The following is a 26,113-nucleotide window of genomic DNA, read 5'->3' as shown; positions in this document are numbered from 1 at the left end:
AACACCCGCGACCGTTCGTCTGGACGAAGACAGCCGACGAGATCCTCGACAAAGTGGCCGCCTACTGCCACCGAATCTCCGACTCAGGTCACTAGGGGTTCAGCCTCGGCCGCGCCGGAAGACCGCGTCACCGGCCGCGCCCACCAGGGCCCCGAGGGCGATCATCACGATGTACGCGTAGACCTCGTAGCCGTCGGGGGCGAGGAACCGCAGGAAGCCCATGATGTGGATCGTCCAGCCGAGCCATTCGTGCAGCAGGCCGCTGCCACCGCCGACGACGAGGACGAAGCAGAGCAGATCCGTCACGGCCGCCGCCGGCGGCCTCGGGGGAGTGGAGGTCATGGCCCGACCGTAGGCGGGCGCCCAAGGGCGCGGGATCGGGCCGAGGTCGGCCGGGCCGTGACCGAAGTCGGCGGTGAGCAGCCCCGGGGTCGTACTTAAGTATCCGGTCGGCGCACGCCGGGCCCGGTCGCGGGCCGGCCCCGCGTACATTGCCGGGATATGCGCCGTATCCACCGCACCCGCCGGGACTGGGCCGCCGACCTGGGGCTGTTCCTCTTCGCCGCCTGCTTCGCCGTCGTCAGTTCGCCGTCCGTGCCGGTCCCGGAGGACATGAGCCCCGGGTGGCGGGCCGCCGAACAGGTGGCCGGCGGGCTGGGGTGCGCGGCGCTGCTGCTACGGCGCAGGTGGCCCGTATGGCTGGCGGTGGCGCTGCTGCTGGCGGGCGGCGAACTGTCGCACTACATGACCGGTCCCGCGATGGTGGCGGTGTTCACGGTGGCCGCCACCCGGCCCTGGCGGGCCACGGCCTGGGTGGCGGCACTGGCCTTCGCACCCCTCCCCGCGTTCCTGTGGCGGCTGCCGGAACTGCCCCAGGACCGGGCGGGCTCCGCCGTGACGTACTTCGCGCTCATCGCCGGGGCCATCGGCTGGGGGCTGTTCCGGCGGTCCCGCCGACAGCTCATCGCCTCACTGCGGGAACGCGCCGAACTCGCCGAGGCCGACGCCGAGTTGCGCGCCGAGCAGGCCCGGCGGGAGGCGCGGGAGGAAATCGCCCGCGAGATGCACGACGCGCTCGGCCACCGGCTGACCCTGCTGACCGTCCACGCCGGGGCGCTGGAGTTCCACACGAGCGCGCCGCGGGCCGAGATCGCGCGGGCCGCCGCGGTGATCCGGGAGAGTGCCCATCTGGCCCTGGGCGACCTGCGCGAGGTCATCGGGGTGCTGCGCGCCGGTGCCGACGGCGAGCGGCCCCAGCCCGAACTGGCCGACCTGGAGCGGCTGGTGGCCGAGGCGCGCACGGCGGGCGGCCGGGTCGAGCTGACCGGGCCGCCGGACGGCCCGGCGCCGCCACCGGTGGTGGCCCGCACCGCGTACCGGATCGTGCAGGAGTGCCTGACCAACGCGCGCAAGCACGCGCCCGGCGCGGCCGTCACGATACGCGTGGCCGGGACCCCGGCGGACCGGCTGACGGTCGAGGTCCACACCACGCCCCCGCCCGGGCCCGCCCCGGACCCGCACGGTGGCGCGGGCGGCGGACAGGGGCTGGTCGGGCTGGCGGAACGGGCCCGGCTGGCGGGCGGCGAGCTGACCGCCGGACCCGCCCGAGGCGGCTTCCGGGTCCGCGCCTGGCTACCCTGGCCCGCGGCGGACACCCCCTAGGGGGCCCTAGGACACAGGAGAGGAGGGGCGTGCTGGTGATCCGTGTCCTGCTCGTCGACGACGACGCGATCGTACGGGCCGGGCTGCGCCTGATGCTGGGCGGCGCCCCGGACATCGAGGTCGTGGCGGAGGCCGCCGACGGGGCCGAGGTGCCCGCGCTGGTCGCGTCGTACGGGCCCGACCTGGTGCTGATGGACATCCGGATGCCGGGCGTCGACGGGCTCACCGCCACCCGGACCCTGCGGGCCCGGCCTGGCGCCCCGGAGGTCCTGGTGCTGACCACCTTTCACACTGATGCCCATGTGCTGCGGGCGCTGCGCGCCGGCGCGGCCGGATTCCTCCTCAAGGACACCCCGCCACGGGACATCGTCACGGCCATCCGGACCGTGGCCGCCGGGGACCCCGTGCTCTCACCGGCCGTCACCCGCCGCCTCATCGAGAGGGTGACGGGTGACGGCGGGCAGGAGGCCCGGGCGGCCACCGCCCGGGCCCGGCTGGCGCTCCTGGGCGACCGGGAGCGGGACGTGGCCCGGGCGGTCGGACGGGGTTGCTCCAACGCGGAGATCGCACGCGAACTGCATCTCGCGCTGCCGACGGTGAAAGCGCACGTGTCGCGGATCCTGACCCGGCTCGACCTCAACAACCGCGTCCAGATCGCGCTGCTCGTCCACGACGCCGAGGACTGAGCGACGCCGAGGGCCGGACCCCACGACGGCCCGGCTACGGCTTGCGGGCGACCGCCCCGTACATGGCGATGTCCTCGTCCTTGATGCCCTCGGTGCTCCTGGCGTCCGGATGCCACTTGTGCACCTGGGCGACACCGGGCTCGACCAGCTCGAGCCCGTCGAAGAACCGCGCGGCCTCGGCCTCGGTACGCAGCCGCATGGGCATGTCGCGCGCCGCGTACTCGCGGGCGACGCGGCCCACCTCCTCGGGGGCGAAGTCCGCGGTGCCGACGGACATCGCCAGATAGCTGCCCGACGCCAGCGGTTCCAGAAGACGGTTGACGATCCCGTAGGCGTCGTCCTCGTCGAGCACGAAGTGCACGATGGCGATGACCGTCAGGGCGACCGGCTTGCCGAGGTCGAGGGTGTCGCGCAGCTCCGGCGCGCCCAGGATGGCGGCCGGGTCGCGCATGTCCGCCTCGACGTAGGTGGTCTTCCCCTCGGGCGTGCTGGAGAGCAGGCCCTGGGACAGGGTGAGGACGATCGGGTCGTTGTCCACGTACACGACCCGGGAGTCCGGGGCGACCGCCTGGGCTATCTCGTGCAGGTTGGGGGAGGTGGGGATGCCGGTCCCGATGTCGAGGAACTGCCGGATGCCCGCCTCCTCCGCCAGATAGCGCACGGCCCGGTTCATGAAGTCGCGGTTGGCCCGCATATGGATCGGCAGGGCGGGCCACTCCCGTGCCATGGCGTCGCCCGCCTCCTTGTCCGCGGGGTAGTAGTCCTTGCCACCGATGATGTAGTCGTAGATCCGCGCAGAATGTGCGCTCTCGGTGTCAATCCGTTCGGCCGGCCATCCGTTGTCGCGCAAAACGCCCGCCCCTCCCATCGAAACGTCGGTCACATGTCCAGGGCCCGTCACAGCTCCTCGCGGATCTCACTGAGCAGGGCCTCGGTCTTCTGGGCGGGCGCCGACTGGGCGCTCACCCGGTCCAGAGCCTCGCGGTACACCACCACGTCGTCCGCCTTGTCCAGGTAGACCGCCCCGATCAGCCCGCCCAGATAGACGATGTCAGGCAACTCGGCGGCCCGGAACCGGAAGACGTGGAACGCGCCGGCCGGCATCGCCGGATGCGGTCCGTTGCTGAACGGCATGATCTGCAGGGTCACATGCGGCAGCGCGTTCACGGCGATCAGACGGTCGATCTGGGCCCGCATCACGGCCGCGCCGCCGACCGGCCGGCGCAGCACGGTCTCGTCCATCACCACCCACAGCCGGGGCGGGGACTCACGGGACAGCAGCTCCTGGCGCCGCATGCGCAGGGCGATCCTGCGCTCGGTGGCGCCGGCGGGGACGTGCGGATTGCCCGAGGCCAGCAGGGCGCGGGCGTAATCCTCGGTCTGCAGCAGGCCATGGACGAACTGCGGCTCGTACGCGCGGATCTGCAGCGCCGCCTGCTCCAGGCTCAGATACGCGGCGAACCAGTCCGGCATTACATCGCGGTAGACGTGCCACCAGCCGCGCTTGTTGGCCTCGCGGACCGACTTCAGAAAGGTGTCGATCTCGTGCTGGTCGGTGACGCCGTACGTCTGGAGCAGCTTCTCGACGTCCGCGAGCCGCAGCCGGGCCACCTTCGCGGCTTCCATCCTGCGGATCGTCGAGTGGCTGACGCCGATCGCCGCGCCCGCCTCGTCATAGCTGAGCCCGGTCCGGGTCCGCAGCTCCTCGAGCTGCTTACCGAGGATCATGCGGAGGACGGAGGGAGCGCCGCCCCATGCGGATTCCGCCGCCACTCCCTGCCTCCTCACGCCGCGTTCCACGGTCGCAGTCTGTCACGATCATCCATCGTCGCCGCATCTGCATCCAACGACTTGCAAATTTCAACTTACCTCTTGCAACTCGTTCATGGCAGATGACACAGTGGACAAGCCGTCACCGACTGTGTGACTCCGCGGGAGTTGACCCGCGGTGCCGGGGGAAACGTCGGACGGGTCGGACCGATTCGAGCCCCGGCGACGGCGGAACGTTCGCGTGTGTACGTCGGTAGGCACCGGGCAGTGCAGGACCGGCGCTGCCCACAGTGCGCAGGCAGACGAAAGGCGACCGATCGTGGTTCCCCCCACCCTCCCCCTGCCTTCGGCCCACTTGCCGCGGAAGAAGTCCGCGCATCCCACGAGCGGCCCGCCGGGGCTTCCGCGCGGCGCGCGCCGTGGACGGCTGACCCTCCCCGCCGATCTGTCCGCCGGACTGGGCTACGACGCGGTCGGGATGTCCGCGGAGCACGGGAAGCGGGTCATGGACCGGCTGCCCCGCATCGGCTGCGTCTTCGCCTGCGACGAGCACTGGTGGTGGATCGTGCCCGCCGGATCGCACATCGGGCTGGTGTGGCCGAGTGTCACCAGCTACTCGGTCGGGGCGTACGTGGGCCCGCCGAGCGGTCCGCGCACCGCCAGGACGCCCCGTAACCTCCGCCTCGTCCACCGTCCCGAGGGCGACTCGCCGTACACGCCCCCGATTCCCCTCTACTTCCTGGCCTGCCACATCGCCGGTGTCATGCCCCGCTGGTCGGTCGCCGAATAGCGGCCGGTGGATCCGGCGGTCAGCGGGAGCGGTAGTGCGCCACCGCGTCCTGGGCGAGCTTCTGCGAGATCCGCAGGGCCGTGCGCACCGACTTCTCGCCGGCGATGGCCGCGCTGATCTGCGCGGACACCTTGTTTCCCAGGTCGGCGAACTGCGGGATGCCGACGAACGAGATGCCCTGGTAGGGGCGCGGGCCGACGCCCGGGTTCCGGGGGTCGGCGGAGTCCTTCACCGCCGCGTACTCCTGCCGGTACCAGGCGGCAGCTGCCTTCTGGTAGTTGGGGTTGGCGTAGAGCGACTTCCGGCTGCCGGCCGGGGCCTCGTTCCAGCCGAGGGTGTTGCCGATCTGCGCCTGGTACTGCTTGGAGGAGGCCCAGGAGATGAACTTCCAGGCGGCGTCCTTCTTCTTGGAGGCGTTCTCGACACCCCAGGCCCAGGTCCACAGCCACCCCGCCCGGCGGGTGAGTTCGTGCGGGGCGGGGACGTAGCCGACCTTGCCCTTGACCGTGGAGCCGTCGGCCTCGATCGACGTGGCCAGCGAACTGGCGTCGTACATCATGGCGCATTTGCCCTGGGAGAAGTCGGCGAGGATGTCGAGGACGCCGCTGCGCGCGGCGTCGGGCTCGCCGTACTTGCGGACCAGGCCGACGTAGAACTGGATCGCCTTGGTGAACTCCGGTGAGGTGAGCCGGGCGTTCCACCGCATGTCGTACCAGGAGCCGCCGAAGGTGTTGACCACGGTGTTGATGGGGGCGAGGTTCTGGCCCCAGCCGGGCAGTCCGCGCAGGCAGATGCCGCTCGCGCCGTCGGTGCCGTCGATCTTGGCCGCGAGCGAGGCGACCTGCCTCCAGGTCGGATCGCGCGGCATGGTCAGCCCGCTCTTGCGGAAGAGGTCCTTGCGGTACATCAGGAAGGAGCCCTCGCCGTAGAAGGGCTCGGCGTAGATCTTGCCGTCGGCGCCGGTCACGGCCCTGAGCAGGCTGGGGAAGATGTCCTTCTGGTCGAAGCTCTTGTCGGCCTTCTCGTAGGAATCCAGCGGAGCGAGCCAGTGGTTCCTGGAGTAGGTCGGCACCTCGTAGGCGCTCACGCTCGCCACGTCGTACTTCGCGTCCTGCCGCGCGAACTCCCGGTTCATCCTGTTCCGCGCCTGGTTCTCCGGGAGCAGCGTGTAGTCGACGGTGATGCCGGTCCGCGAGGTGAAGTACTTCTTCGTGTACTGCTTCAGGGTCACCATCTGGGGATTCTTGGTGGCGAGCACGTGGATGGTCTGCTTTCCGCCGCCGGAGGAGCGCACGCCGGCGCCTTGGCAGCCGGAGATCGCCAGGGTCGCGGCGAGCGCGGCCGCGGTGGCCGCGCGGGTGAGGAGAAGACGTTTCATCGCACTCCGATGGTCACGGTGAGCGCATCGGATCCTTCCAGAACACCCGGCAGGATGTCCGTCTTGCCCGAGAATGGGAAGCTCAAGTGCAGCATAGCGTCACGCCCGGACCGTGACGAGCGTCAGGTGGGGCCGCGCGTCCGCGCGGACCGGGTGAGCGAGTCCGCGACCACGGCGGCCAGCAGCACCCCGCCGGTGACCATGAACTGCACGGCGTCCTGGATGCCCAGCAGCGCCATGCCCGAGGCGATCGACTGGATGACCAGCGCGCCGAGCAGCGCCGACCAGGCCGAGCCGCGCCCGCCGAACATGCTCGTACCGCCGATGACCGCCGCGGCGACCGCGTTGATCAGCAGCATGCCGGAGCCCGCCGCGCGGGCCGTCGTCGGGCTCGCCGAGGTCAGCCCCGAGGCCACGAACAGGCCACCGACCGCCGCCAGCGTCCCCGACACCATGAACATCGCGATCCGCACCCGCACCACGTCCACCCCGGCCCGGCGGGCCGCCTCCACACCGCCGCCCACCGCGAACACCTTCCGCCCCGAGCGGGTGCGGCGCAGCACCAGATCCGAGCCGAGGACCACCCCCAGGAAGATCAGCAGGGCAAGCGGCACGCCCTGGAACAGGTTGAGCACATGGGCGGTGGCGAACGTGAGCACCGCCAGGACGCCGGTGCGCACCCCGATCTCGGCCATCGGCCGGTACGGCATCCCGGCGGCCCTGCGCCGCCGCCGGGTCCGCCGCGCGGCCAGGAAGTATCCGGCGGTGCCGGCCGCGGCCAGACCGTAGGCGATGATGCCGCCACTGAAATAGAGGCTGGTCAGCGCGGCGACCAGGCCGCTCTCATCGATGTTGATCGTGCCGCTCGCGCCCAGCAGGTAGAGGGTCAGCCCGTTCCAGGCCAGCAGGCCCGCGAGGGTCACCACGAACGCGGGCACCCCCACCCGGGCGAAGAAGAACCCGTGCAGGGCGCCCACGGCCGTCCCCGCGACCACCGCCACGATGACGGCGAGCCATTCCGGCATGCCGAGGTCCACGTTCAGCACGGCGAACGCGGCCCCCGCCAGCCCGCTGACCGAGCCCACCGACAGATCGATCTCGCCGATCAGCAGCACGAACACGATGCCCACCGCGACCAGGCCGGTGGCGGCGATGTCCACGCTGAGGTCGGACAGATTGCGCGGCGAGAGGAAGTTGGCGTTCAGGCCCTGGAAGACGAGCCAGATCACGACGAGACCGAGGATCACCAGCAGCGGGCCGCGCTCACCGACCCGCAAGCCCCGCCGGGCCGCCTCGCCGCCGCGCAGCCGGTGCCGCACCGCGTCCGCGTACCCCCGGATGTTCTGTCCTACGGCCATGCCCCCTCCTCACCCGTCGTGCGGTGGGCCACGGCGTTGTCGGCGGCGCCGGTGATGGAGGCGATGATGCGTTCCTGGGTGGTGGTGGGCACCTCGAAGAGCCCGTTGTTACGGCCCAGGCGCAGCACCGCGACCCGGTCCGCGACGGCCTTGATGTCCCCCATGTTGTGGCTGATGAGGAGCACACCCAGACCCCGGTCGCGCAGCTCCTCGATGAGGTCCAGCAGCTGGCTGGTCTGCTCCACGCCCAGCGCGGCGGTGGGCTCGTCGAGCAGGAGGACCTTGGGCTCGCCCAGCAGCGAGCGGGAGATCGCCACGGCCTGCCGCTGGCCGCCGGACAGGATGGCGACGGGCGCCCGCACGTCCGGGATGCGGATGGACAGCGTGCGCATCAGCTCACGGGCGCGCCGCTCCATCTCCACCTCGTCGAGGATCCCGGCGCGGTGGACCTCGCGGCCGAGGAAGAGATTGCCGACGACGTCGAGGCTCTCGCACATCGCGAGGTCCTGGTAGACGGCCGCGATGCCCAGCGCCTGCGCGTCGTGCGGCCGCTTGATCTGGACGGTGCGGCCCTCCCACTCGATGACGCCCTGGTCGGCGGGACCGGCCCCGGCGATCACCTTGACCAGGGTGGACTTGCCGGCGCCGTTGTCGCCCACCAGGGCGACGACCTCACCGGCCCGGATCTGCAGGTCGACGTCGACCAGCGCCTGGACGCCGCCGAAGCGCTTGGAGACGCCGCGCAGCGCCAGCAGGGGCGGAACCGGCACGGGGAATCACCTCCGTCAGCGGGTGAGCCCGACCTTCTCGCAGGCGGGCCGTAGTTTGGGCGTGCAGATCTGCCCGATCGTGTACACACCGTCCTTGACCAGGGTTTTCCTGATGTCGGCGGCCCTCACGGCGACCGGGGTGAGCAGGGAGGCCGGGATGTTCCGGGTGGTGGCGTTGTCGACCGTCGTCCGGGCGATGGAGCGCAGGCTCTGGCCCCGCCCCAGGGCGACGGCCATGGCGGCGGCGGCGTGCGCCTCGGCCTTGAAGGGCTTGTAGACGGTCATGTACTGGTCGCCGCTGACGATGCGCTGCACGGCGTCGAGGTCGGCGTCCTGGCCGGTGACCGGCGGCACCGGCCTGACCCGGGCCGACTTGAGGGCCGAGATGGCACCGGAGGCGACGCTGTCGTTGACCGCCAGGACGCCGCCGATCCGGTGCGGGCCGAGCGCGGTGATGGCGGCTTGCATGTCGTCGTACGCGTTGTCCGGGCGGTACTCGATGACGTCGTACGACTTGCCGATCCTCACCTTGTCCCGGAGGACGGACAGCGAGCCCCTCTTGAACCAGACCGCGTTGGGGCTGCTCGGATCGCCGTTCATCATAACGATCTCGCGCCGGTCCCCCTTGGCCCGCAGGGCGCCCAGGAGAGCCGCGGCCTGGAGCCTGCCGACCTGGCCACCGTTGAACGAGGCGTAGCCCGAGACCGGGCCCTCGGCGAGCCGGTCGTAGGCGATGACCGGGATGCCCGCCTTGTGTGCCGCCTGGACCGAGGAGCGCAGCGCCTTGGCGTCGACGGCGTCGAGGATCAGCGCCCCCACCCCTCTGGTGATCATGGAGTTCATCTGCCGCTGCTGGCTCGCCACGTCGTCCCCGGCGTTGGCGTGGTCCACGGTGCAGCCGGGGCACAGCTCCTTCACCCGCTTCTCGATCAGCGGCCGGTCGGCCGTCTCGTACCGGGTGATCTGCTGGCTCGGCAGCAGCAGGCCGATGGTGAAGCCGCTCCCGTGCGCCCCGCCGTTTCCTCCGCAGCTCGCCAGGGACGCGGCAAGCAGTCCCGCGGCCACGGCGGCGACGGTGCTTCGTGTACGAGGCGTCCTCATGTCACGCACCCCCTTGCCGGACGCGGGGCCCGGGCCCGGCGTCCCCGGCTCCGGCCTCACTGGGCTCTGCTTCACCGGGCTCGGCGTCCCCGGCTTCGGCCTCATCGGGCTCGCGGCGGGGCACGACGATCTCGCTCCACACCTGCTTGCCGCCGCCGACCGGCACCGAACCCCAGGACGCCGACATCGCCTCGACCAGCAGCAGACCCCGGCCACCGGTCGCCTCCCAGTCCGTGACCACCGGCTTGGCGGGCGCCCGCGGGGAGGAGTCGGTCACCGCGACGCGCAGCCGGTCCACGGCGTACGTGAGGTCGAGGCGGACCGTGCCGTGCGTGTACATCAGCGCGTTCGTGACCAGTTCGGAGACGACCAGCAGCGTCACATCGGCCTGGTCCGCCAGGCCCCACGAGCGCAGCGTGCGCGCGGTGAAGCGGCGGGCGTGCATCACCGCGTCGGGCAGCCGCCACACCAGCCAGCCGGCCCGGATGGGCCGGACCCGCATGCCGTCGTACCGCAGGAGGAGCAGCGCCACGTCGTCGTCCCGCCGGTCGGCCACGGCGAGCAGCGCGTCCGCCATCCGGCCGAGATCGGTGGGCGCGGCGGCCAGCGCGCCGCGCATCCGGCGCATCCCCTCGTCCAGGTGCAGCGTCGAGGACTCGACCAGACCGTCGGTGAGCAGCGCGAGGACCGTGCCCGGGGCCAGCGGCTCCGCCGTCATGGGGAACTCCGCGTCCGCGATCACCCCCAGCGGCAGCCCGCCCTCGACCACCACCTCCTCGGTGGTGCCGTCCGGGCGGCGCACCAGCGGCGCCAGATGCCCGGCCCGGACGAACCAGGCGTTGCCCTCCTCCATGTCCAGCTCGACATAGGCGACGGTGGCGAACAGATCCGCCTCCATGCCCACCAGCAGCCGGTTGGCGTGGGAGACCACCACATCCGGCGGATGCCCCTCCACGGCGTACGCGCGGACCGCCGTCCGCATCTGGCCCATGATCGTCGCGGCGGCGGCGCTGTGCCCCTGCACATCGCCGATGACCAGCGCCACCCGGCTCTCGGAGAGCGCGATCACGTCGTACCAGTCGCCACCCACCTGGAGTCCCCGCGTCGCGGGCAGATAGCGGGCGACGGCCACCCCGCCGGGCAGCTTCGGCAGGCTGCGCGGCAGCAGGGAGCGCTGGAGCATCGTGGCCAGCTCCTGCTCGGCGTCGTAGGCGTGCGCCCGCATCAGGGTCTGGCCGACCAGCCCCGCGGTCGCGGTGAGCAGCGACCGCTCCTCGGGGCCGAACGGATGCGGGGCGTCCCAGCCGATCAGGCACACCCCCGCCACCTGCCCGTGGGCCGGGAGCGGCAGCACGGCCAGCCCGCCGGGCCCGATGCCGGCGAGCCCCGGCTCCAGCGCCGCGCCCGCCGGCCACAGCCGAGGACGGCCCTCCCGCAGCGCGGCCCGCAGGCTCGGCAGGGCGTGCAGGGACGCGTCGGGCCACTCGGAATGCCACTCCGCACGCCACAGCTCCGGCCACGCGTCGGCCTGCGGCGGATCGAGCCCCACCACCACCAGCCGGTCCGCCTGCAGCTCGGCGAGCGCCACCCGGTCCGCGCCCAGCGGCTCGCCCAGGGCGGCGACCACCACCCGGCTCACGTCCCGCACCGTCATGGCGTCGTCGAGCGCGGTCGTCAGCCACTGCACCCTGGACACGTCGTCGGCGCACGGGCGCAGTGCGGCGGCGCTGGTGACCACGCCCACCACCCGCTCCGGCCGCCCCGCCGCGTCGGTCCCCACCCGGCAGCTCAGCCGGAGCCAGCGCACCTCGCCGGTCGAACGGCGGATCCGGAACTCCAGCTCGCGGTCCCCGGCCACCTGCGCGGACGGCTCGACGATCGACAGCAGCGCGGGCAGGTCCTCCGGCACGGTGCGCGCGAGCAGCGTGTCCACCGTGCCGTCGAAGTCGTCCGGGGCGATACCGACCAGGTCGAGCAGGGTCGCGTCCGCCTCGATCAGGCCCGTGCCGGGCAGCAGGACGAACGAGCCGACGCGCAGGCTCCGCAGCGCGGGGCCCAGCAGCGTGGTCGCCCCGGTGGGGGCCGTGGGACGGGCCGCGCCGGCTCCCCGGAGCCGAGTGGCGATCGCGTCGGCGTACCGCAGCAGCAGGCCCCGCTGCTCCGCCTCGAAGCCGTCCGCGGCGCTGCCCACGATGAGCAGACAGCCCAGCCGGCTGCCCTCGGTCCCCAGCGGCAGCGCGCCCAGCGACGCACCGGGCCACCGCGCCGCCGACCCGTCCCGCTGGTACGCGGTGAGCGCCGCGGAGTCCAGCCACAGGGGGCGGCCGGTGCACAGGGCATCGGCGGCGGGCGAGCGGTCGGACAGCGCGTAGTGCTCGGGCAGCGCGTGCGGAGCCGCGGTGGCCCCGGCCGCCTTCGCGGTCTCGACCAGCCGCAGGCCGTCGCTCCCCTCGCCCAGCACGTAGACGGCCGCCAGCGACACCCCGGCGAACGCCAGGACCCGCTCCCTCCCGGTGGATTCCGGCGCCGGGGACATCGGACCGGCGTTATGGGGCATGTTCCCGTCCGCCTCCCCTCCGTGCCGCGGGTACGGGCAGGTGGAGGTCCCCGGAACACGGGCGGCGGGGGCAGAGGTGCCACATCCGGCGAGGCCGGACCGCGCCGCCCAGGAGTGGCAGGGCACCCACCCACCAGAATGTCACAGCTCAGGAAAGCCGCAGGGCGGGCCGGGCGGGAGGGGGCGGCTAGAGCATGTCGACGATGCTGGGCGGGGCGAAGAGATGGCGGGCGCGGTGCTCCAGGGCGAGCACGGCCGGAAGCTTGCCGGACGCGTCCGAGACGCACCGCTCGCACTCCTCGTCGGCCTCGGGCAGCTCCGAGACATGGCGGGTGGCGATGTGCCGGGCCAGCCGGATCTGGGTCGACACGATGGAGTCGTGGGGATCGCAGTCCACCCCCGGCCCCAGCTCCTCCAGTGCGGCGTCCACCAGCTTGGGAGCCTGTTTCATCGCCCGGTACAGCTCGGTGCACTTGCCGCATCCCCACATCCAGGGCGGAGGCAGCGGCCACTCGTCGGCGGGGTCCACGTTCCTGGCGCTCATGCCGTCACAGTAACGAACCAGAAGGGCACGCACAGTGACTTGGCGTAAATCCCCTCAAGAGACGGGCAACGAGCCAGGAACGCGGAACCGGCCGACGAAGACCTCTACGGCTTACGGGCGACACCCGCCCAGAAGGACACCTCTTCGTCGGTCACATCGCCGGTCTCCACCCCCGGGTCCCCGGTGGCCAGGTCGGTGCGCCAGCGATGCGGCACCACGAGGCCGGGCTCGACCAGCTCCAGACCGGTGAAGAACCGCTCCACCTCGTCCCTGGTGCGGATTTTCCCCTCGATGCCCCCGTTGTGGTAGATCTGCACGGTGCGCTGGGTGGCCTCGGGATCGAAGTCCGGGGTGATGTGGCTGAGGACGAGATACGAACCGGGCGCGAGCGCGTCGACCAGCTTCCGCACGATCCCGTGCGGCTCCCACGCGTCCGGCACGAAGTGCAGCAGCGCGCACAGGCTCAGCGCCACGGGCCGGGACAGATCCAGCACATCCGTGACGGCCGAGGAGGAGAGGATCGCGTCGGGGTCGGCGACATTCGCGTCGACGTACGCGGTGCGCCCCTCGGGACTGCTGGTGAGCAGCGTCTGCGCATGGGCCAGCACGATCGGGTCGTTGTCGGCGTACACCACCCGGCACTCCGGGGCCACCGACTGGGCGACCTCGTGCAGATTGGGCCGGGTGGGAATGCCGGTGCCGATGTCGAGGAACTGGCGGATGCCCTGCTCGGCGGCGAGGTACCGGACCGCGCGCTGCATGAACGCGCGGTTGGTGCGCGCCGCGACCATGACGCCCGGCCACAGGGTGAGCACCTTGGCGGCGGCCTGCCGGTCGGCGACGTAGTTGTCCTTGCCGCCCAGGAAGTAGTCGTACATCCGGGCGCTGTGCGGTCGTCCCTGGTTGAGCGGGGTGTTGGGGGGCTCCGGCCCACTCCCGGTCTGGGGTGCTACCCCTTGCGCGGTCACGTGGCGTACTCCTCCGTCTCCGGGCGCGATCCGTGGCGATCGCGGTGCGTCCCTGCGAGGATCGTAGGCCGCCCGGCGCGGCCGGTTACCCGCGGGTCCGGGTAACTGCCCGCGACGGAACGGCCCTTGACGGGGCGCACGGACACCGGCTCACGCACGGTCCTTGCGGCAGACCGTGTCCCGCGCGGGCAGTTTCCCGGTCCGCAGATAGTCGTTGACCTGCCCGTACACACAGCGGTTCGGATACAGGCCGTACACCCCGTGCACCCGGGCCCGCAGGGTGATCAGACGGGAGTGCGGCATCCGCCGGTGCAGCCCCAGCCCGCCTGCGTAGCTGGTGCGCGGATCGCCGGTGGACTGGACGATCAGACCGGGCGCGGCGTTTCCGCTCCGCACCGGCGGCTCCACCGGTGCGTTCGGCCAGAACGCGCACGGGCTCACCCCGTTGAACATCGGCCCGTACAGCGGTGCTCCGGCCCGGCTGCGCTCGACGTTGCGCCGGTACCAGGACAGGTCGTGCGGCGCCGCCGCGTCCCCGCACAACAGGGCCAGTTGGAGCGAGTTCTGTACGTCCGACACTTCGTCAGGCGTACCCAGCGCCGACGCCAGCGGCTCGGTGGGCTCCACGACACGCCCGGCGGCCGCGTCGTGCAGCAGCCGGATGTTCTTCGCGGCGTCGGCGAACCGTCGGTCGTCGACCAGCAGCGCGGTCAGCACCAGCGGCACCTGCTGGCCGTCGGCCGTGTAACGGCCCACCCGCAGGGGTGTGCGGGCGGCCTGCCGGGCGATGCGCTCCACCGTCGCCCGCACCCGCGCGGGCGTGTCGCCCAGGCCGTAGGTGCCGCTCCGGCGGGCCGCCCACGCCGCCCAAGCGTCCAGCAGCTCCTCGTTGGGTGCGGCCGCGTCGCGGAACGCCCGCACGTGGTAGCGCGCCGGGTCCAGCGCGCTGTCCAGCAGCAGCCGGTCGGTGCGGCCCGGGAACATCTTCGCGTACACCGCGCCCAGGTAGGTGCCGTAGGAGACGCCGAAGTACGACGTCCGCGGCTCACCCAGCACGGTGCGCAGCACATCCATGTCGCGGGCGGTGTTCCGGGTCGTGAAGTGGCGCAGATACGACAGGTCCTTGCCGTACGCGCGCCGGCAGCCGCGCACCAGGTCGGCCTCGTACCGCGCCTGGGCCCGGAACCCCGCCGCGTCGTACCCGGCGGAGCGCAGCCAGTGCCCGGAGATACCGCAGCGCAGCGGGCTGCTGCGGCCGACTCCGCGCGGATCCATGCCGATCAGGTCGTACCGCGCGGCCAGCTCCTTGCCCATGGCGGGGGCGTCGAGCAGTGGCATGTCGAGCGAAGCGCCGCCGGGGCCACCGGAGTTGTGCATCATCAGACCGATGCGGTGCGCCGTGTCGGTGGCCTTGATGCGCGAGAAGCCGAGGCTCAGGGTGCGCCCGCCCGGTTTCCGGTAGTCCAGCGGCACCCGGATGGTGGCGCAGCGGGCCCCGGCCCGGTCCAGCTCCGGGTGATGACATGCCGTCCAGTGCGGACGCTGGGTGGTGAACGGGCGCAGGGGGTCGGTATCGGTGTCGGCGGAGGCGGCCCGGGGGGTGGCGAGCTGCCCGGCGAAGGCGACCGCGGTGGCGAGGGCGCCGATGACGGCGGTGCGCAGGCTACGAGAACGCATGGTGAGCAGCCTCCCGCTCACCGCACCCCGGTCACCATGGAGCGCGCACCCCGCAAAGACGGGGGAGAACCGGATGGTGTGGTCGGGCCCCTGATCCCTGCGCATGACCGCGGTCTCGATCGCCCGGATACGGAAACCCTGGCCCCGACCTGGAAGGATGCATCCGTACGAACGCCGGAGGACACTGGTCGTAACGGTCATCCTGACAGGGAGCCCTTTCATGACCACAGCGCGGGACCTGTTGATCGTCACCATGGACGCGGAGCCCAGCCGCCTGGTGGAGCGGGGCGATCTGTCGCTCGCGCTCGCCGGAGCCGAGCTGATCGACCTCCTGGCCGCGCGGGAAGCCGGGTTGGACGGCTCCGGCGAGCACATCGTGCCGGGGCCAGCGGGCGCGCCCGACGACCCGCTGCTGCGTCGGGCCGCCGCGGCGCTCGTCCGGGAGGCGCCGTACGAGTCCATCGGCGACTGGCTGTGGCGCAGGGGCCGCGATCTGTCGGCGGTCTACCTGTCCGCGCTGGAGGCGGACGGGCAGCTGGTCCGGCAGCGCAACCGCCACTGGAAGGTGTTCTGGACCCGCGAACTGGCCCTGGTCGACACCGACGCCCGCCGCCACGCGGCGTACCGCCACCGGTCGGACGAGCCCGTCCTGGCCGCCCTGACGGAGGCCATCGGCATCCGCGATCAGGGTGGCGAGGGGATGGGGGAGGCCCCGGAGGTGTCCGACGACGCGGTGGCGCGCGTGCTCGCCGCCCTCGACGACGCGCTCGCGGAGCTGGCGGCCGAACGGCAGCGGAGGGCCCGGCGGCGCGACGAGGCGGCGGTGGACAACGTCCGCCGCGGCTACTGAGCCACCGGCTACCGGCCGAACCGGTGCGTCCCCGACCAGCCCGGATCCCCGGTCGTGGCGAAGCGCACCCACGCGCCGTGCATCTCCGCGGCGAGCGACGGCGGGATGTCCGGTCCGAGCAGCCCCTCCGGCGTCCGAACTCGCCGCCGCGGCCGTACGCACCGGCCACCACGCGGAGGCCGCCGCCATCGTCGAACGCACCGAGAAGCGGCTCGCCGACGACCCCTCTCCCCGGATGCGCGCGCTGATCCACCGCGCCCACGCCCTGCTCGACCCGTCCCGGGCGGAATCGCGTTTCACCTCGGCGCTGGCCGGCCCGGCGGGCCGCCAATGGCCCTCCGAACGCGCCCAGATCCTCCTGGACCACGCGGAATGGCTGCGCCGCGCCCACCGCGTCACCGACGCCCGCCCCCTCCTCCACACCGCCCTGGAGACGTTCCGCCGCCTCGGCGCCCACCCGTGGACCGACCGCGCCCAAGCCGAACTCCGCGCCGCCGGCGTCGACGCGGCCCCCACCGCCCCGGACGCCCTCACGCCCCAGCAGCAGCACATCATCCGCCTCGCCGCGAAGGGCCTGAGCAACCGCGAGATCGGCGAACGCCTCTTCCTCTCCCTCCCGGACCGTGGGCTCCCACCTCTACCGCAGCTTCCCCAGACTCGGCGTCACGGCCCGCTCCCAACTCCGCGACGTCCTCGAGGCCTCCGGCCAGCCGTAGACCCCGGGCGCACGGCGCTGCCAGTCCCGGACCGGCAGCCCCTTCGGCGAGGGGCTGCCGACTTCGTGGTGTCAGGAGCAGGTGTACTGCGCGGGTTGGGAGTCCTCGTTCCCGAAGAGAGTCTTCTCGTCGGTGCTGATCGCCTTGAGCGTGGACGCGCTTCGTTCCGATTCCGGCGGTCCCGGCGATGTCACCGGCGTTGTGTCGCGGCCTTGAACTTGTTGGTGACGATGTCGTCGCCCACGATCAGGCCGGCCGCGTTGACGTCCGAGACGTTGGGTTCGGCCGTGGGCAGCCGCAGCGCGACCTTTCCCTTGTCCCACAGCGTCCCGCGCTTTTCCATCTCTTTCGTCGATTCAACAGACGGAGGGCGTCGAACGCGGCTGACGATCGTGCGGGGCAAAAAGAAAACCCCCGGTCACCTTGACGACCAGGGAGTTCCGCTGCGTATATTAGGGGTTTGTGTGCCTGTGCACATCAAGGGCACACAAAAGCTTGATGAAGTCATCATATCCAGCGGGAGTTGAATTGTCAAACGCGGAATTGCGTCAGGAGCAGGAATTCATCGACCTGCTCCATGCGCGTCTCGCCGAACTGCGGGCCGGGGCCGAGGAGGCGGTGAGTGACGCCCTGTCGATGGAGGGGCGGAACTTCCAGGCGCGGCTGGAGCGCGATGTGCTGGTGGCCGAGCGGTCCGGGCTGCTCGCCGCGTTCGACGCGGGGGAGAGGGGGCTGTGCTTCGGGCGGCTGGCGTTCCGCGACGGCCGCGACCACCACATCGGACGCATCGGTATCCGGCGCGACGACGCGGAACGCACCCCGCTGGTCATCGACTGGCGGGCCGACGTGGCGCGCCCGTTCTACCTGGCGACCGGGCACACCCCGATGGGGCTGCGCCGGCGGCGGCACATCACCACCGAGCGCGGGCGGGTCACCGCCCTGCACGACGAGATCCTGGACCTGTCCGACACCGTGCGGACCGGGCACGAGAACAGCGACGCGGACGCCGTGCTGCTCGCCGCGCTCGACTCGGCCCGTACCGGCCGGATGCACGACATCGTGCAGACCATCCAGGCCGAGCAGGACCGGATCATCCGCGCCCCACACCACGGTGTCCTCGTCGTGGAGGGCGGCCCCGGTACGGGCAAGACCGTGGTCGCGCTGCACCGCGCCGCCTATCTGCTGTACGCGCAGCGCGAGCTGCTGGCCCGCCGCGCGGTGCTGGTCCTGGGGCCGAACCCGGCGTTCCTCGGCTACATCGGCGAGGTGCTGCCCGCGCTCGGTGAGACCGGTGTGCTGCTCGCCACGCTCGGCGAGCTGTTCCCCGGGGTCACGGCCACCGGCACCGACACCCCGGAGGCCGCCGAGGCCAAGGGCCGGGCCACGATGGCGGACGCCCTGTCCCGCTTCGTACAGGACCGGCAGGCGCTGCCCGACCCGGAGATCGTGATCGACCACGACGACGGTGACCTGGTCCTGGACGCGGACATCGTGTCCGCGGCGCGGGCCCGGGCGCGGGAGACCCGGCTGCCGCACAACCTGGCCCGCCCGCACTTCGCGTTCCGGGTCATCGACGCGCTGACCGCGCAGCTGACCGAGCGGATCGGCGCGGACCCGTACGGCGGCCCCAACCTCCTCGGCCCGGACGACATCGCCCAGCTCGGCAAGGCGATCGCGGCCAGCCCCGAGGTGCACGCCGCCATCGACGAGCTGTGGCCCGAACTCCGCCCCGAGCAGCTCGTCGCGGACTTCCTCAGCGACCCCGTCCACGTCTCGGACGCCGACGCCGCAGCGATCCGCCGTACCGGCGGGGAGTGGACCCCGGCGGACGTGCCGCTGCTGGACGAGGCCGCCGAACTGCTCGGCGAGGACGACTCGGCGGCCCGTGCCGCCGCCGAGGGCGCCCGGCTGGAGCGCATCGAGTACGCGCAGGGCGTGCTCGACCTCTCCTACGGCTCGCGTACCCAGGAGTTCGAGGACCGCGAGGACGACGACTCGGAGGTGCTGGCCGCCCACAACCTCATCGACGCCGAACGCCTGGCGGACCGCAACGAGGAGGCCGACCACCGCAGCGCCGCCGAACGCGCCGCCGCCGACCGCACCTGGGCCTTCGGCCACATCATCGTCGACGAGGCCCAGGAGCTGTCCCCGATGGCGTGGCGGCTGCTGATGCGCCGCTCCCCGACCCGTTCCATGACACTGGTCGGCGACCCCGCGCAGACCGCGGAGCCGGGCGGCTGCGGCTCCTGGTCCTCGATCCTCGCCCCGTACGTCGAGGACCGCTGGGAACACACCCGGCTCGGCGTCAACTACCGCACCCCGGCCGAGATCATGGCGGTCGCGGCGGAGGTGGCCCGCACCGCGGACCCCGGCTTCGAACCGCCGCGTTCGGTCCGCGCCACCGGCGTACGCCCGTGGGCGCGGCACACCGCCGACCTGCCGGGCGCGGTGGCCGACGCCGTGGCGGGGGAGTCGGGGACGGAGGGCCGCCTCGCGGTGATCGCCCAGCCCGCCCACCACGACGCCCTCGCGGCCGCGCTGCCGGACGCGTCCGCGGGCCGGTCCCCGGACCTGACCAGCCCGGTGGTGCTGCTCACCCCGCGGCAGGCCAAGGGGCTGGAGTTCGACACGGTGATCGTGGCCGAACCGGCGGAGTTCGGGACGAGCGACCTGTACGTGGCGCTGACCCGGGCGACCCAGCGGTTGGGCGTGGTGCACACCGGGACGCTGCCGGAGAGCCTGGCCGGGCTGTCCCAGCCGCAGGACGCGGCCGTCGCGGCGCCGGAGCGGTGAGCTGGGCCGGCGATGCGGCGCGCCCGGCGCGGCGGTGTGGAGACACGGCGCCGCGCGGGCGCGGATCGCCCGCGCCCCGCGGGCAGTTGACCCCGCCCCGGGAAGGGAGACGCACGGCGTCGGCGTGCTGAACGCCGGGCGACACCGCCACGGCGGTCGGAGGAACCCCTGGTGAGCGGCACCGCCGATTTGCCCCGGGCCGGGGGCCGTGTGCGACAGTGGACCGCCCCGCTCGGCCGGGCGCGCCCGCGCGCGCAGCCGCCGATGGGCTCCCCCTACCTCAGCAGGACAGTCTCCGGTCGCGCCCGCGCGTGTCCGGGCTGTCGTCGTCCCCTCCACTACGTCCTTCCTGAGAGCAGAGATGCTGGCAACGACTCTTCCTCCCCGGACCACGGACCTGTTCGACCAGGGCCTGGAGTTGCGACCCGGTGCCGCGCTCCTGCGTTTCGGCGCGGCCCGGCAGCGGCCGGCCGGCCGTTTCAGCTGGTCGGGCGATGGCGCCGCGGCGTGGCTCGACGACAGCCGTGGCCACGTGTGGACCGTCGGCGGCGCGGAGGCCGCCGCCGGGCTCGTCCTGCGCGCCGCGCAGCGCCGTCCCGAGCAGGTGCGGGAGTTCACCGGGCCGCGCGGCACCGACGCCCTGGTCGCCCGCCATCTGCCGGTGGACGACATCGTCGAGTGGGTGTTCCGCTGGACGGTGGAGGAACCGCCCGTGCAGCGCGGCGAGGATCGCGTGGTCATCCTCGACGAGAGCCACCACGACGAACTGCTCGCCTTCCTCGGCGAACACAGCCCCGCTTACTCCACCGGACCTGGCTCCGCGCACGTGAGCCTGTGGTGCGCGATCCGCGATGACGAGGGCCGGATGGTGGCCTGTGGCGCCCTGAGCAGCCTGCGGGACAGCGGCGCCCCGCTGATGGCGTCCGTCGCGACGGACGCCGCCCAGCGCGGTCAGGGGCTGGGCGCGGCGCTGACGTCGTGGCTGACCCGGTACGCGGTGCGCCGTCACGGTTTCTGCACACTGTGGCAGCTCGCCGACAACGCCCCCGCCGAACGGCTCTACACCCGCCTCGGCTACCGCAACGAGGACCCCTGCGTGGCCGCCCGGATCACATCCGACTGATCGCGGCACACCTCATGACAACAGTCACACCGGCCCCCGGAACGAACGGGGCGCAATAGTAGATACCCGCTCGGCGAAATCGGAGACTTTTCGGCTCTTGCCGACATGTCGCATCCGGGTTCGCCGCGGGTCCGGTGTGCTGCCCGGCCACAAGTCCACCAGGGATTCCGGCGGCAGGACACCGTCACACCTCCTTCACGGGAGCGGCGCAGCACACCCACGTGGTCCTTCGCAAGCGCCCACCGCGCTACGACTCCCGGTAGTAGCGAACGTTTGTTGCAGTGGTTTCGGCGCGGCCCTAACAATGACGGCCCACACCGCGCCTCGGCAGTCCTGGCACCGCTGCGTACAGAGTCGGCCGTACACGGGGGAGGGCGTGCCGTGACTACCGAGTGAGGGACACGCATGAGCAAGCACCGGACCACCAAGACGCACCACCGGAAGACAGCCGTCGCCGCCGTCGCGGTGGCCGCCGTGGGTGTGCCGTCCATCGCGATGGCGTGTCTGAACGGGCCGGATGACAAGGCCACCAAGGCCAGTGGTGTGGAGACCACCGCCTCCGCGGGGCAGGGGCAGGGGAAGCGGTGGCACGAGAAGAAGAGCCACCACGCGGAGAAATCGGCGTCGCCGAAGCGGTCGAAGGAGACGAAGCGGTCGAAGGAGGAGCGGGCGTCGCGCTCGGCCTCCGCCACGCCGAGAGCCCGCGCGACCTCCGCTCCCGCCACCACCCTGTCCGCCACCGCCCCGGCGGCGGTGAAGTCCAAGGCTCCGGCCACCACCGCCGCCACCAAGGCCGCCGCATCCCCGTCGTCCGCGGCGTCCAGCGCCCAGGACCAGGTCGTGGACCTGGTCAACAGCGAGCGCGCCAAGGTGGGGTGCTCGCCGCTGAAGGTGAACGCGAAGCTCGCCAAGGCCGCCGAGGCCCACAGTGAGGACATGGCCGAGCACAGCGACATGTCGCACACCGGCTCCGACGGGTCGTCGCCGGGCGACCGGATCGAGCGCGCGGGCTACTCGTGGAGCACCTACGGTGAGAACGTCGCCTACGGCTACAGCTCGGCCAAGAGCGTGATGGAGGGCTGGATGAACAGCTCCGGCCACAGGGCCAACATCCTGAACTGCGACTTCAAGGAGATCGGCGTCGGCCTCGCCCAGCCCGGCGACTACTGGACGCAGGACTTCGGCGCCGGGCGCTAGCGGCCGCCCGCCGCCCCCTTCGTCCCCGCCCGCCTTTTTGCGGTTCGCGCCGAGTTCGCGTTCCTGGGCCCGTTCGCGGATGCGCACCATTATGGTCGGGTGCCATGCACGTGGCAGGTGTCCTCGACAGGGTGACCCGGGCGGCCGTGGCCGTGCGCCCGGTGGCGCGGGCCACGGAGCCGCGGGGCCGGGAGCCGTGGCGGCGGCGCCGCTTGGCCGTGGCCGTCGTGGTCGTCGTGGCCGTGCTGCTCGCGCAGATGGCCGTCGCGATGGTGACCGCGGCCGTGGAGCAGACGCCGACCATCGACGAACCGGTGTACGTCGGCGTGGCGAAGACCTACCTGCAGGAACACAGCCTTCGGTTCAACCCCGAACACCCGCCCCTGGGCAAGCTGGTCATCGCCACCGGGCTGCTCTTCGCCCACGCCCGCCTGACCCCCGGGTTCACCGGGGACCAGGGAGCGCTGGGGCGGCGTCTGCTGTACGAGTCGGGCAACGACCCCTGGCAGGTGATGCTGTGGGCGCGGCTGCCGGTGATCGTGCTGACGCTGCTGTTCGGGCTGGTCGTCTTCGCGTTCGCAAGGGATCTGACCGGCCCCGTGGGCGGAGTGGTGGCGCTCGCCCTGTACGTCTTCTCGCCCGATGTCATCGCGCATGGTTCGCTCGCCACGCTCGACGTACCGATGTGCGGCTTCCTGCTGACCTCGGTGTGGCTGCTGTGGCGGGCGCGCCGCCGCCCCTTACGCCACCTGCCACTCGCCGGGGTGGCGCTCGGTGCGGCCGTGGCCACCAAGATGAGCGCACTGCCCGCGGTCCCGGTGCTGATGCTCCTGGCGGTGCTTTCGTACGCGTACGCCCGGCGCGGCACACCCGGCACCGGACGGCGCGGTACGGCGCGGGTCCTGGCGCTGGGCGCGGCGGGCGCGGTGGGCATGGCGCTGGTCGCGCTCGCCGTGGTGTGGGCCGCGTATCTCGCCGTGGACCCGCGGTTGCGCTGGACCACGCCCGGCGATGTGCCCGCCGTCCACGGGCTGCGCGGGCTCGCCGTCGACCTGCTTCCGGTCCCCGAGCCGTTCCGCGACGGGATGCGCGTCCAGTTCGGCTTCGAGAACCAGCTGTGGCGCGGCTTCCTGTTCGGCCGTCAGTACCACGGCTCGCTCTGGTACTACCTGCCCCTCGCGCTGCTGGTGAAGACGCCGCTGGGGACGCTCGCGCTGTGGGCGGCCGGTGCCGTCGCGATGGTGGCGGCGCCCCGGCTGCGGCCCGCCGCCCCGTACGTCCTGGTGCCCGCGGCCGTGCTGCTGGCCGTGGCCATGAACGGAGCCCGTGACCTCGGCGTGCGGTACGCGCTCTTCCTGCCCATGTTCCTGGCCGTCGCCGCGGCCGGGGTGGTCACGCCGCGGTGGCGAGGGGCGTTCGGCGTGACGGCGGCCCTGGTGGTGTGCGTGGCGGTCAGTTCGCTGCGGACGTCCCCGTACTACCTGCCGTACGCCAATGAGGCGTTCGGCGGCCCGGCCAGGACCCATGTGTATCTGCACGACTCGAACGTCGACTGGGGGCAGGACCTGGGGCGGCTGGCCGACCGGCTCCGGGGGCGCTACCGGGGCGAACGGGTGTGGCTGGTCTACAAGGGCAGCGGTGTGCCGTCCGCGTACGGCATCCACGCCCGCGACCCGCGCCGGGTGTCCCCGGACCGGGTGCGCGGGCTGCTCGTGGTCTCGGACTCCTCGGCCGCCGGGGCGCGGGGGCGGCTGGCGGCGCTGATCGAGCACAGCCGGCCGGTCGACGAGGTCGGCCACTCCATCACCGTCTACCGGCGGACCTGAGGACCGGGGCCGGTTGATCTGTTTCCGGCCATGATCGGTAGGGTTCACCTCTGCACGTGCGGGGGCGTGTGCCGTGGGAGATCACTCTCCTCTGCTGTTCTGCGCCCGCTCACCGGCCGCCGACACCGAGGAGGGGTGCCCATGTCGTACCCGAGACCACCTGAAGGCCCTGGCAACCCGGGCAACGCCGGGCCCTACGGGCACACACCCCAGCAGGGCCCACCGCCCATGCCACCGCCACCGCCCATGCCGCCACCCCCGCCGCCCGGCCCCCAGCAGGGTGGTTGGCCGGGGACACCGGCGTACGGCGGACAGGCGCCCCACGGCGCACCGTACGGCGGGCAGGGCGCACCGTACGGCGCCGTGCCCGCACCGCAACCGCCCCCGCCCGCGCCGCCGAAGAAGACCACCGGGCGCACCTGCCTCAGCGCCTTCCTCGGCATCGTCGGCGGGCTCGCGATGCTGGGCGGTGGCGCGCTGACCGCGCACGCCTTCTCGAACCACAGCCAGAACATCGCCAACCGCTCCGAGTACGGCGCGTCGATGTGGCGCAACGAGCCCGCGGACAAGCTCTTCCCGGACACCCTCGCGCCCCGCAAGGACAGCCAGTCCGAGGGCACCGACCGCAAGCGCGCGCAGTGGCACCGCATCGGGATATCCGAGAAGACCGGCTGCGCGGACGGGCTGAGCGGAGCCACCGCGACCGAGGCGGAGAAGCTGGGCTGCAAGGCCGTGCTGCGCGCCACCTACGTGGACCCGACGGGCAACACCGTCGCGACCGCCGCGCTGGTCGTCCTGCCGAAGAGCGACTCCGTGAAGACGGAGATGAGCACGTTCTTCGACGCCGAGAAGGACAAGGACAACCCGGGGCCCGGTGTGAAGGCCTACGGCGTCCCCGGCACCATCGCGGCCCGCTGGAGTGACGCGCGGGCCAACGGCTCGGCCGGGCGGCCGGTCACCGACCTGTACCTCCCGTACGCGCTCGTGGCCTCCGCGGGCGCGGTCGACGGCCGTAAGGCGGGGGAGCTGCCGGGCGAGTGGGGCAGGTACAGCCTCGACGCCAAGCAGGACCGCGCGCCGTGGCGGGGCGCCGCCGACGGGCTCGTCGACGCCCTGAACCTGCACCTCATGGATCTGCTGACGGAGGGGACCTCATGAGCGTCCGGCGACACACCGGCGCGCGCCTCGGCACGGCCATGACCGCGGTGCTCCTCGGCTCGGTGCTGGGCGTGGCGGCCGCGCCGCCCGCATCCGCCGCCACCCCCACCCCCACCAGCTGGGAGGCGAAGGCGCTCGGCCTGGCGTCGGCGCAGCGCACCGCGCAGGGCGAGGGCGTCAAGGTCGCGGTCCTGGACAGCGGCGTCATGACCAACCATGTGGCGCTGAACGGCAAGGTCACCACCGGCCCCGACTTCCTCAAGGACGGGCTGAAGCCCGGCGATCCGCGCTGGGGCGGCCATGGCACCGCGATGGCCTCGGACGTCCTGAAGGTGGCCCCGGAGGCGAGCATCCTGTCGGTCCGGGTGATCGACGACAAGGAGGACCACGGCGGGGAAATCCGGCAGGGGATCAGCCCGGTCGCCCAGGGCATCGACTACGCGGTCGACCACGGCGCCGATGTGATCTCCATGTCGCTCGGCGGCGAGATGTTCGGCGATTCCTACGACGAGGACGAGGTCGACGCCCTGGCCCGGGCCGCGCAGAAGGGCGTTCCGGTCATCGCCTCGGCGGGCAACGAGGGCGACATGTTCAACGACGCCTCGTACCCGGCGGGCTATCCGGGCGTGATCGCCGTGGCCGCCACCCAGCAGAACGGCAGCCGCGCCGAGTTCTCCACGGTACGGACGTACAACTCGGTGGCCGCGCCCGGCGTGGCCATCATGAGCGCGAAGAACACGGGCGGCTACGAGCCGGTCAACGGTACCTCGCCCGCGGCGGCGCTCACCTCGGGCGTGGTGGCCCTGATGCTGTCGCACAACGACAAGCTGACCCCGGCCCAGGTGCGCACCCTGCTCACGAAGACGGCACACCATCCGTCCGACGGGCGGAACGCGCTGGTCGGGTACGGGCCGATCGACGCGGCGGCGGCCGTCCAGGCCGCCGCGAAGCCGCCCGCCGACGGGACGGTCCCGGTGAAGTACACGGGCAAGGAGCACCTGGCCACCCCGGACGGTACGCCGAAGACCCAGCATCCGCCCCTGGAGACGGATCTGGTGACGATCGGCCTCGGCGCGGCGGGCGTGGGCCTGCTGATGGTCATCGGCGCGGTGCTGATCACCCGCGCCGGCCGCCGCGCGGCGGCCCGGGGCTGACAGCGGTGGGGCGGGTGGCGAGCACGCTCGCCACC

The 26,113-nt window shown here is 72.6% G+C and carries 22 protein-coding genes and 2 pseudogenes; 11 read left to right on the top strand and 13 right to left on the bottom strand.

Annotated features, from left to right (window positions below; all coding sequences use genetic code 11):
* Positions 1-99: 99 nt before the first annotated feature.
* On the bottom strand, positions 100-342 hold the full coding sequence (locus ABZ562_RS39345) for a hypothetical protein (protein WP_361489749.1): 243 nt from the start codon (positions 340-342) through the stop codon (positions 100-102).
* Positions 343-501: 159 nt separating this feature from the next.
* On the opposite strand from ABZ562_RS39345, the gene ABZ562_RS39340 reads away from it, so the two are divergent.
* Positions 502-1,662 (top strand): histidine kinase, encoded by a 1,161-nt coding sequence (locus tag ABZ562_RS39340; protein ID WP_361489747.1) that lies wholly within the window; start codon positions 502-504, stop codon positions 1,660-1,662.
* Positions 1,663-1,691: 29 nt separating this feature from the next.
* Positions 1,692-2,348 (top strand): response regulator transcription factor, encoded by a 657-nt coding sequence (locus tag ABZ562_RS39335; RefSeq protein ID WP_361489744.1) that lies wholly within the window; start codon positions 1,692-1,694, stop codon positions 2,346-2,348.
* A 34-nt stretch (positions 2,349-2,382) separates the two neighbouring features.
* Here ABZ562_RS39335 and ABZ562_RS39330 read toward each other — a convergent pair whose 3' ends face one another.
* Both ABZ562_RS39330 and ABZ562_RS39325 read right to left on the bottom strand, forming a co-directional pair.
* Entirely contained in the window at positions 2,383-3,198 is an 816-nt protein-coding gene (locus tag ABZ562_RS39330) for an SAM-dependent methyltransferase (protein WP_361489742.1), read from the bottom strand.
* A gap of 47 nt (positions 3,199-3,245) precedes the next feature.
* Entirely contained in the window at positions 3,246-4,121 is an 876-nt protein-coding gene (locus ABZ562_RS39325) for a helix-turn-helix transcriptional regulator (RefSeq protein ID WP_361489740.1), read from the bottom strand.
* Positions 4,122-4,437: 316 nt separating this feature from the next.
* Here ABZ562_RS39325 and ABZ562_RS39320 point away from each other — a divergent pair, with 316 nt between their 5' ends.
* Positions 4,438-4,908, top strand: a complete 471-nt coding sequence (locus ABZ562_RS39320; protein ID WP_361489737.1) for a hypothetical protein — start codon at positions 4,438-4,440, stop codon at positions 4,906-4,908.
* Positions 4,909-4,927: 19 nt separating this feature from the next.
* Here ABZ562_RS39320 and ABZ562_RS39315 read toward each other — a convergent pair whose 3' ends face one another.
* The 8 genes from ABZ562_RS39315 to ABZ562_RS39280 form a co-directional block, all read right to left on the bottom strand.
* Positions 4,928-6,286, bottom strand: a complete 1,359-nt coding sequence (locus ABZ562_RS39315; RefSeq protein WP_361489734.1) for a sugar ABC transporter substrate-binding protein — start codon at positions 6,284-6,286, stop codon at positions 4,928-4,930.
* Positions 6,287-6,408: 122 nt separating this feature from the next.
* The gene (locus tag ABZ562_RS39310; protein WP_361489732.1) at positions 6,409-7,644 is read right to left on the bottom strand and encodes a sugar ABC transporter permease; all 1,236 of its coding nucleotides are present in this window, start codon (positions 7,642-7,644) and stop codon (positions 6,409-6,411) included.
* On the bottom strand, positions 7,635-8,414 hold the full coding sequence (locus ABZ562_RS39305) for an ATP-binding cassette domain-containing protein (RefSeq protein WP_361489729.1): 780 nt from the start codon (positions 8,412-8,414) through the stop codon (positions 7,635-7,637). The genes ABZ562_RS39310 and ABZ562_RS39305 overlap by 10 nt, the downstream gene beginning before the upstream one ends.
* A 15-nt stretch (positions 8,415-8,429) precedes the next feature.
* Positions 8,430-9,515 (bottom strand): substrate-binding domain-containing protein, encoded by a 1,086-nt coding sequence (locus ABZ562_RS39300; RefSeq protein WP_361489727.1) that lies wholly within the window; start codon positions 9,513-9,515, stop codon positions 8,430-8,432.
* A gap of 1 nt (position 9,516) precedes the next feature.
* Positions 9,517-12,072 carry a SpoIIE family protein phosphatase gene (locus ABZ562_RS39295; protein ID WP_361489724.1) on the bottom strand — a complete coding sequence of 852 codons (2,556 nt, stop codon included), beginning with the start codon at positions 12,070-12,072 and terminating at the stop codon, positions 9,517-9,519.
* Positions 12,073-12,259: 187 nt separating this feature from the next.
* Positions 12,260-12,616, bottom strand: a complete 357-nt coding sequence (locus ABZ562_RS39290; RefSeq protein ID WP_361489722.1) for a hypothetical protein — start codon at positions 12,614-12,616, stop codon at positions 12,260-12,262.
* A gap of 104 nt (positions 12,617-12,720) precedes the next feature.
* Positions 12,721-13,584: an SAM-dependent methyltransferase gene (locus ABZ562_RS39285; protein WP_361489719.1), complete on the bottom strand. Its 864-nt coding sequence runs from the start codon at positions 13,582-13,584 to the stop codon at positions 12,721-12,723.
* 150 nt (positions 13,585-13,734) lie between these two features.
* Positions 13,735-15,261 carry an alpha/beta hydrolase gene (locus ABZ562_RS39280; protein ID WP_361489717.1) on the bottom strand — a complete coding sequence of 509 codons (1,527 nt, stop codon included), beginning with the start codon at positions 15,259-15,261 and terminating at the stop codon, positions 13,735-13,737.
* 220 nt (positions 15,262-15,481) lie between these two features.
* On the opposite strand from ABZ562_RS39280, the gene ABZ562_RS39275 reads away from it, so the two are divergent.
* Positions 15,482-16,111 (top strand): GPP34 family phosphoprotein, encoded by a 630-nt coding sequence (locus tag ABZ562_RS39275; protein WP_361489715.1) that lies wholly within the window; start codon positions 15,482-15,484, stop codon positions 16,109-16,111.
* Between the two features lie 8 nt (positions 16,112-16,119).
* Here the strand turns inward: ABZ562_RS39275 and ABZ562_RS39270 are convergent.
* A pseudogene (locus ABZ562_RS39270) lies at positions 16,120-16,236 on the bottom strand (carboxylesterase/lipase family protein); the annotation flags it as partial.
* An 8-nt stretch (positions 16,237-16,244) separates the two neighbouring features.
* Between ABZ562_RS39270 and ABZ562_RS39265 the strand changes: the two are divergent.
* Positions 16,245-16,827, top strand: a pseudogene (locus tag ABZ562_RS39265) (helix-turn-helix transcriptional regulator); the annotation flags it as partial.
* 190 nt (positions 16,828-17,017) lie between these two features.
* Here the strand turns inward: ABZ562_RS39265 and ABZ562_RS39260 are convergent.
* A complete protein-coding gene (locus ABZ562_RS39260) occupies positions 17,018-17,170 on the bottom strand; it encodes a hypothetical protein (protein WP_361489712.1) in 153 nt (50 codons plus the stop codon).
* 185 nt (positions 17,171-17,355) lie between these two features.
* Between ABZ562_RS39260 and ABZ562_RS39255 the strand changes: the two genes are divergently transcribed.
* The 6 genes from ABZ562_RS39255 to ABZ562_RS39230 all read left to right on the top strand — a co-directional run bounded on the left by ABZ562_RS39255 (position 17,356) and on the right by ABZ562_RS39230 (position 26,078).
* Complete coding sequence (locus ABZ562_RS39255; RefSeq protein WP_361489710.1) at positions 17,356-19,620, top strand: ATP-binding domain-containing protein; 2,265 nt, start codon at positions 17,356-17,358, stop codon at positions 19,618-19,620.
* Between the two features lie 361 nt (positions 19,621-19,981).
* Complete coding sequence (locus ABZ562_RS39250; protein ID WP_361489707.1) at positions 19,982-20,743, top strand: GNAT family N-acetyltransferase; 762 nt, start codon at positions 19,982-19,984, stop codon at positions 20,741-20,743.
* Positions 20,744-21,148: 405 nt separating this feature from the next.
* On the top strand, positions 21,149-21,940 hold the full coding sequence (locus ABZ562_RS39245; protein WP_361489705.1) for a CAP domain-containing protein: 792 nt from the start codon (positions 21,149-21,151) through the stop codon (positions 21,938-21,940).
* A 104-nt stretch (positions 21,941-22,044) separates the two neighbouring features.
* Entirely contained in the window at positions 22,045-23,766 is a 1,722-nt protein-coding gene (locus ABZ562_RS39240) for a phospholipid carrier-dependent glycosyltransferase (protein WP_361489702.1), read from the top strand.
* Between the two features lie 363 nt (positions 23,767-24,129).
* On the top strand, positions 24,130-24,924 hold the full coding sequence (locus ABZ562_RS39235; protein ID WP_361489699.1) for a hypothetical protein: 795 nt from the start codon (positions 24,130-24,132) through the stop codon (positions 24,922-24,924).
* Positions 24,921-26,078, top strand: a complete 1,158-nt coding sequence (locus ABZ562_RS39230; RefSeq protein ID WP_361489696.1) for a S8 family serine peptidase — start codon at positions 24,921-24,923, stop codon at positions 26,076-26,078. Before ABZ562_RS39235 ends, ABZ562_RS39230 begins: the two co-directional genes overlap by 4 nt.
* The last annotated feature ends 35 nt before the right edge of the window (positions 26,079-26,113 follow it).

This window comes from Streptomyces sp. NPDC019937, assembly GCF_040631655.1.
In the GTDB taxonomy this organism is placed as follows: Bacteria; Actinomycetota; Actinomycetes; order Streptomycetales; family Streptomycetaceae; genus Streptomyces.
The sequence above is the reverse complement of the archived record's forward strand: the minus strand, read 5'-3'. Positions and strand labels throughout refer to the sequence as shown.

Coding starts and splice junctions, on each gene's coding strand:
- ABZ562_RS39230 (WP_361489696.1), top strand. CDS start 24,921: ATGAGCGTCCGGCGACACACCGGCGCGCGCCTCGGCACGGCCATGACC.
- ABZ562_RS39250 (WP_361489707.1), top strand. CDS start 19,982: ATGCTGGCAACGACTCTTCCTCCCCGGACCACGGACCTGTTCGACCAG.
- ABZ562_RS39340 (WP_361489747.1), top strand. CDS start 502: ATGCGCCGTATCCACCGCACCCGCCGGGACTGGGCCGCCGACCTGGGG.
- ABZ562_RS39245 (WP_361489705.1), top strand. CDS start 21,149: ATGAGCAAGCACCGGACCACCAAGACGCACCACCGGAAGACAGCCGTC.
- ABZ562_RS39260 (WP_361489712.1), bottom strand. CDS start 17,170: ATGGAAAAGCGCGGGACGCTGTGGGACAAGGGAAAGGTCGCGCTGCGG.
- ABZ562_RS39295 (WP_361489724.1), bottom strand. CDS start 12,072: ATGCCCCATAACGCCGGTCCGATGTCCCCGGCGCCGGAATCCACCGGG.
- ABZ562_RS39310 (WP_361489732.1), bottom strand. CDS start 7,644: ATGGCCGTAGGACAGAACATCCGGGGGTACGCGGACGCGGTGCGGCAC.
- ABZ562_RS39240 (WP_361489702.1), top strand. CDS start 22,045: ATGCACGTGGCAGGTGTCCTCGACAGGGTGACCCGGGCGGCCGTGGCC.
- ABZ562_RS39300 (WP_361489727.1), bottom strand. CDS start 9,515: ATGAGGACGCCTCGTACACGAAGCACCGTCGCCGCCGTGGCCGCGGGA.
- ABZ562_RS39280 (WP_361489717.1), bottom strand. CDS start 15,261: ATGCGTTCTCGTAGCCTGCGCACCGCCGTCATCGGCGCCCTCGCCACC.
- ABZ562_RS39345 (WP_361489749.1), bottom strand. CDS start 342: ATGACCTCCACTCCCCCGAGGCCGCCGGCGGCGGCCGTGACGGATCTG.
- ABZ562_RS39315 (WP_361489734.1), bottom strand. CDS start 6,286: ATGAAACGTCTTCTCCTCACCCGCGCGGCCACCGCGGCCGCGCTCGCC.
- ABZ562_RS39275 (WP_361489715.1), top strand. CDS start 15,482: ATGACCACAGCGCGGGACCTGTTGATCGTCACCATGGACGCGGAGCCC.
- ABZ562_RS39290 (WP_361489722.1), bottom strand. CDS start 12,616: ATGAGCGCCAGGAACGTGGACCCCGCCGACGAGTGGCCGCTGCCTCCG.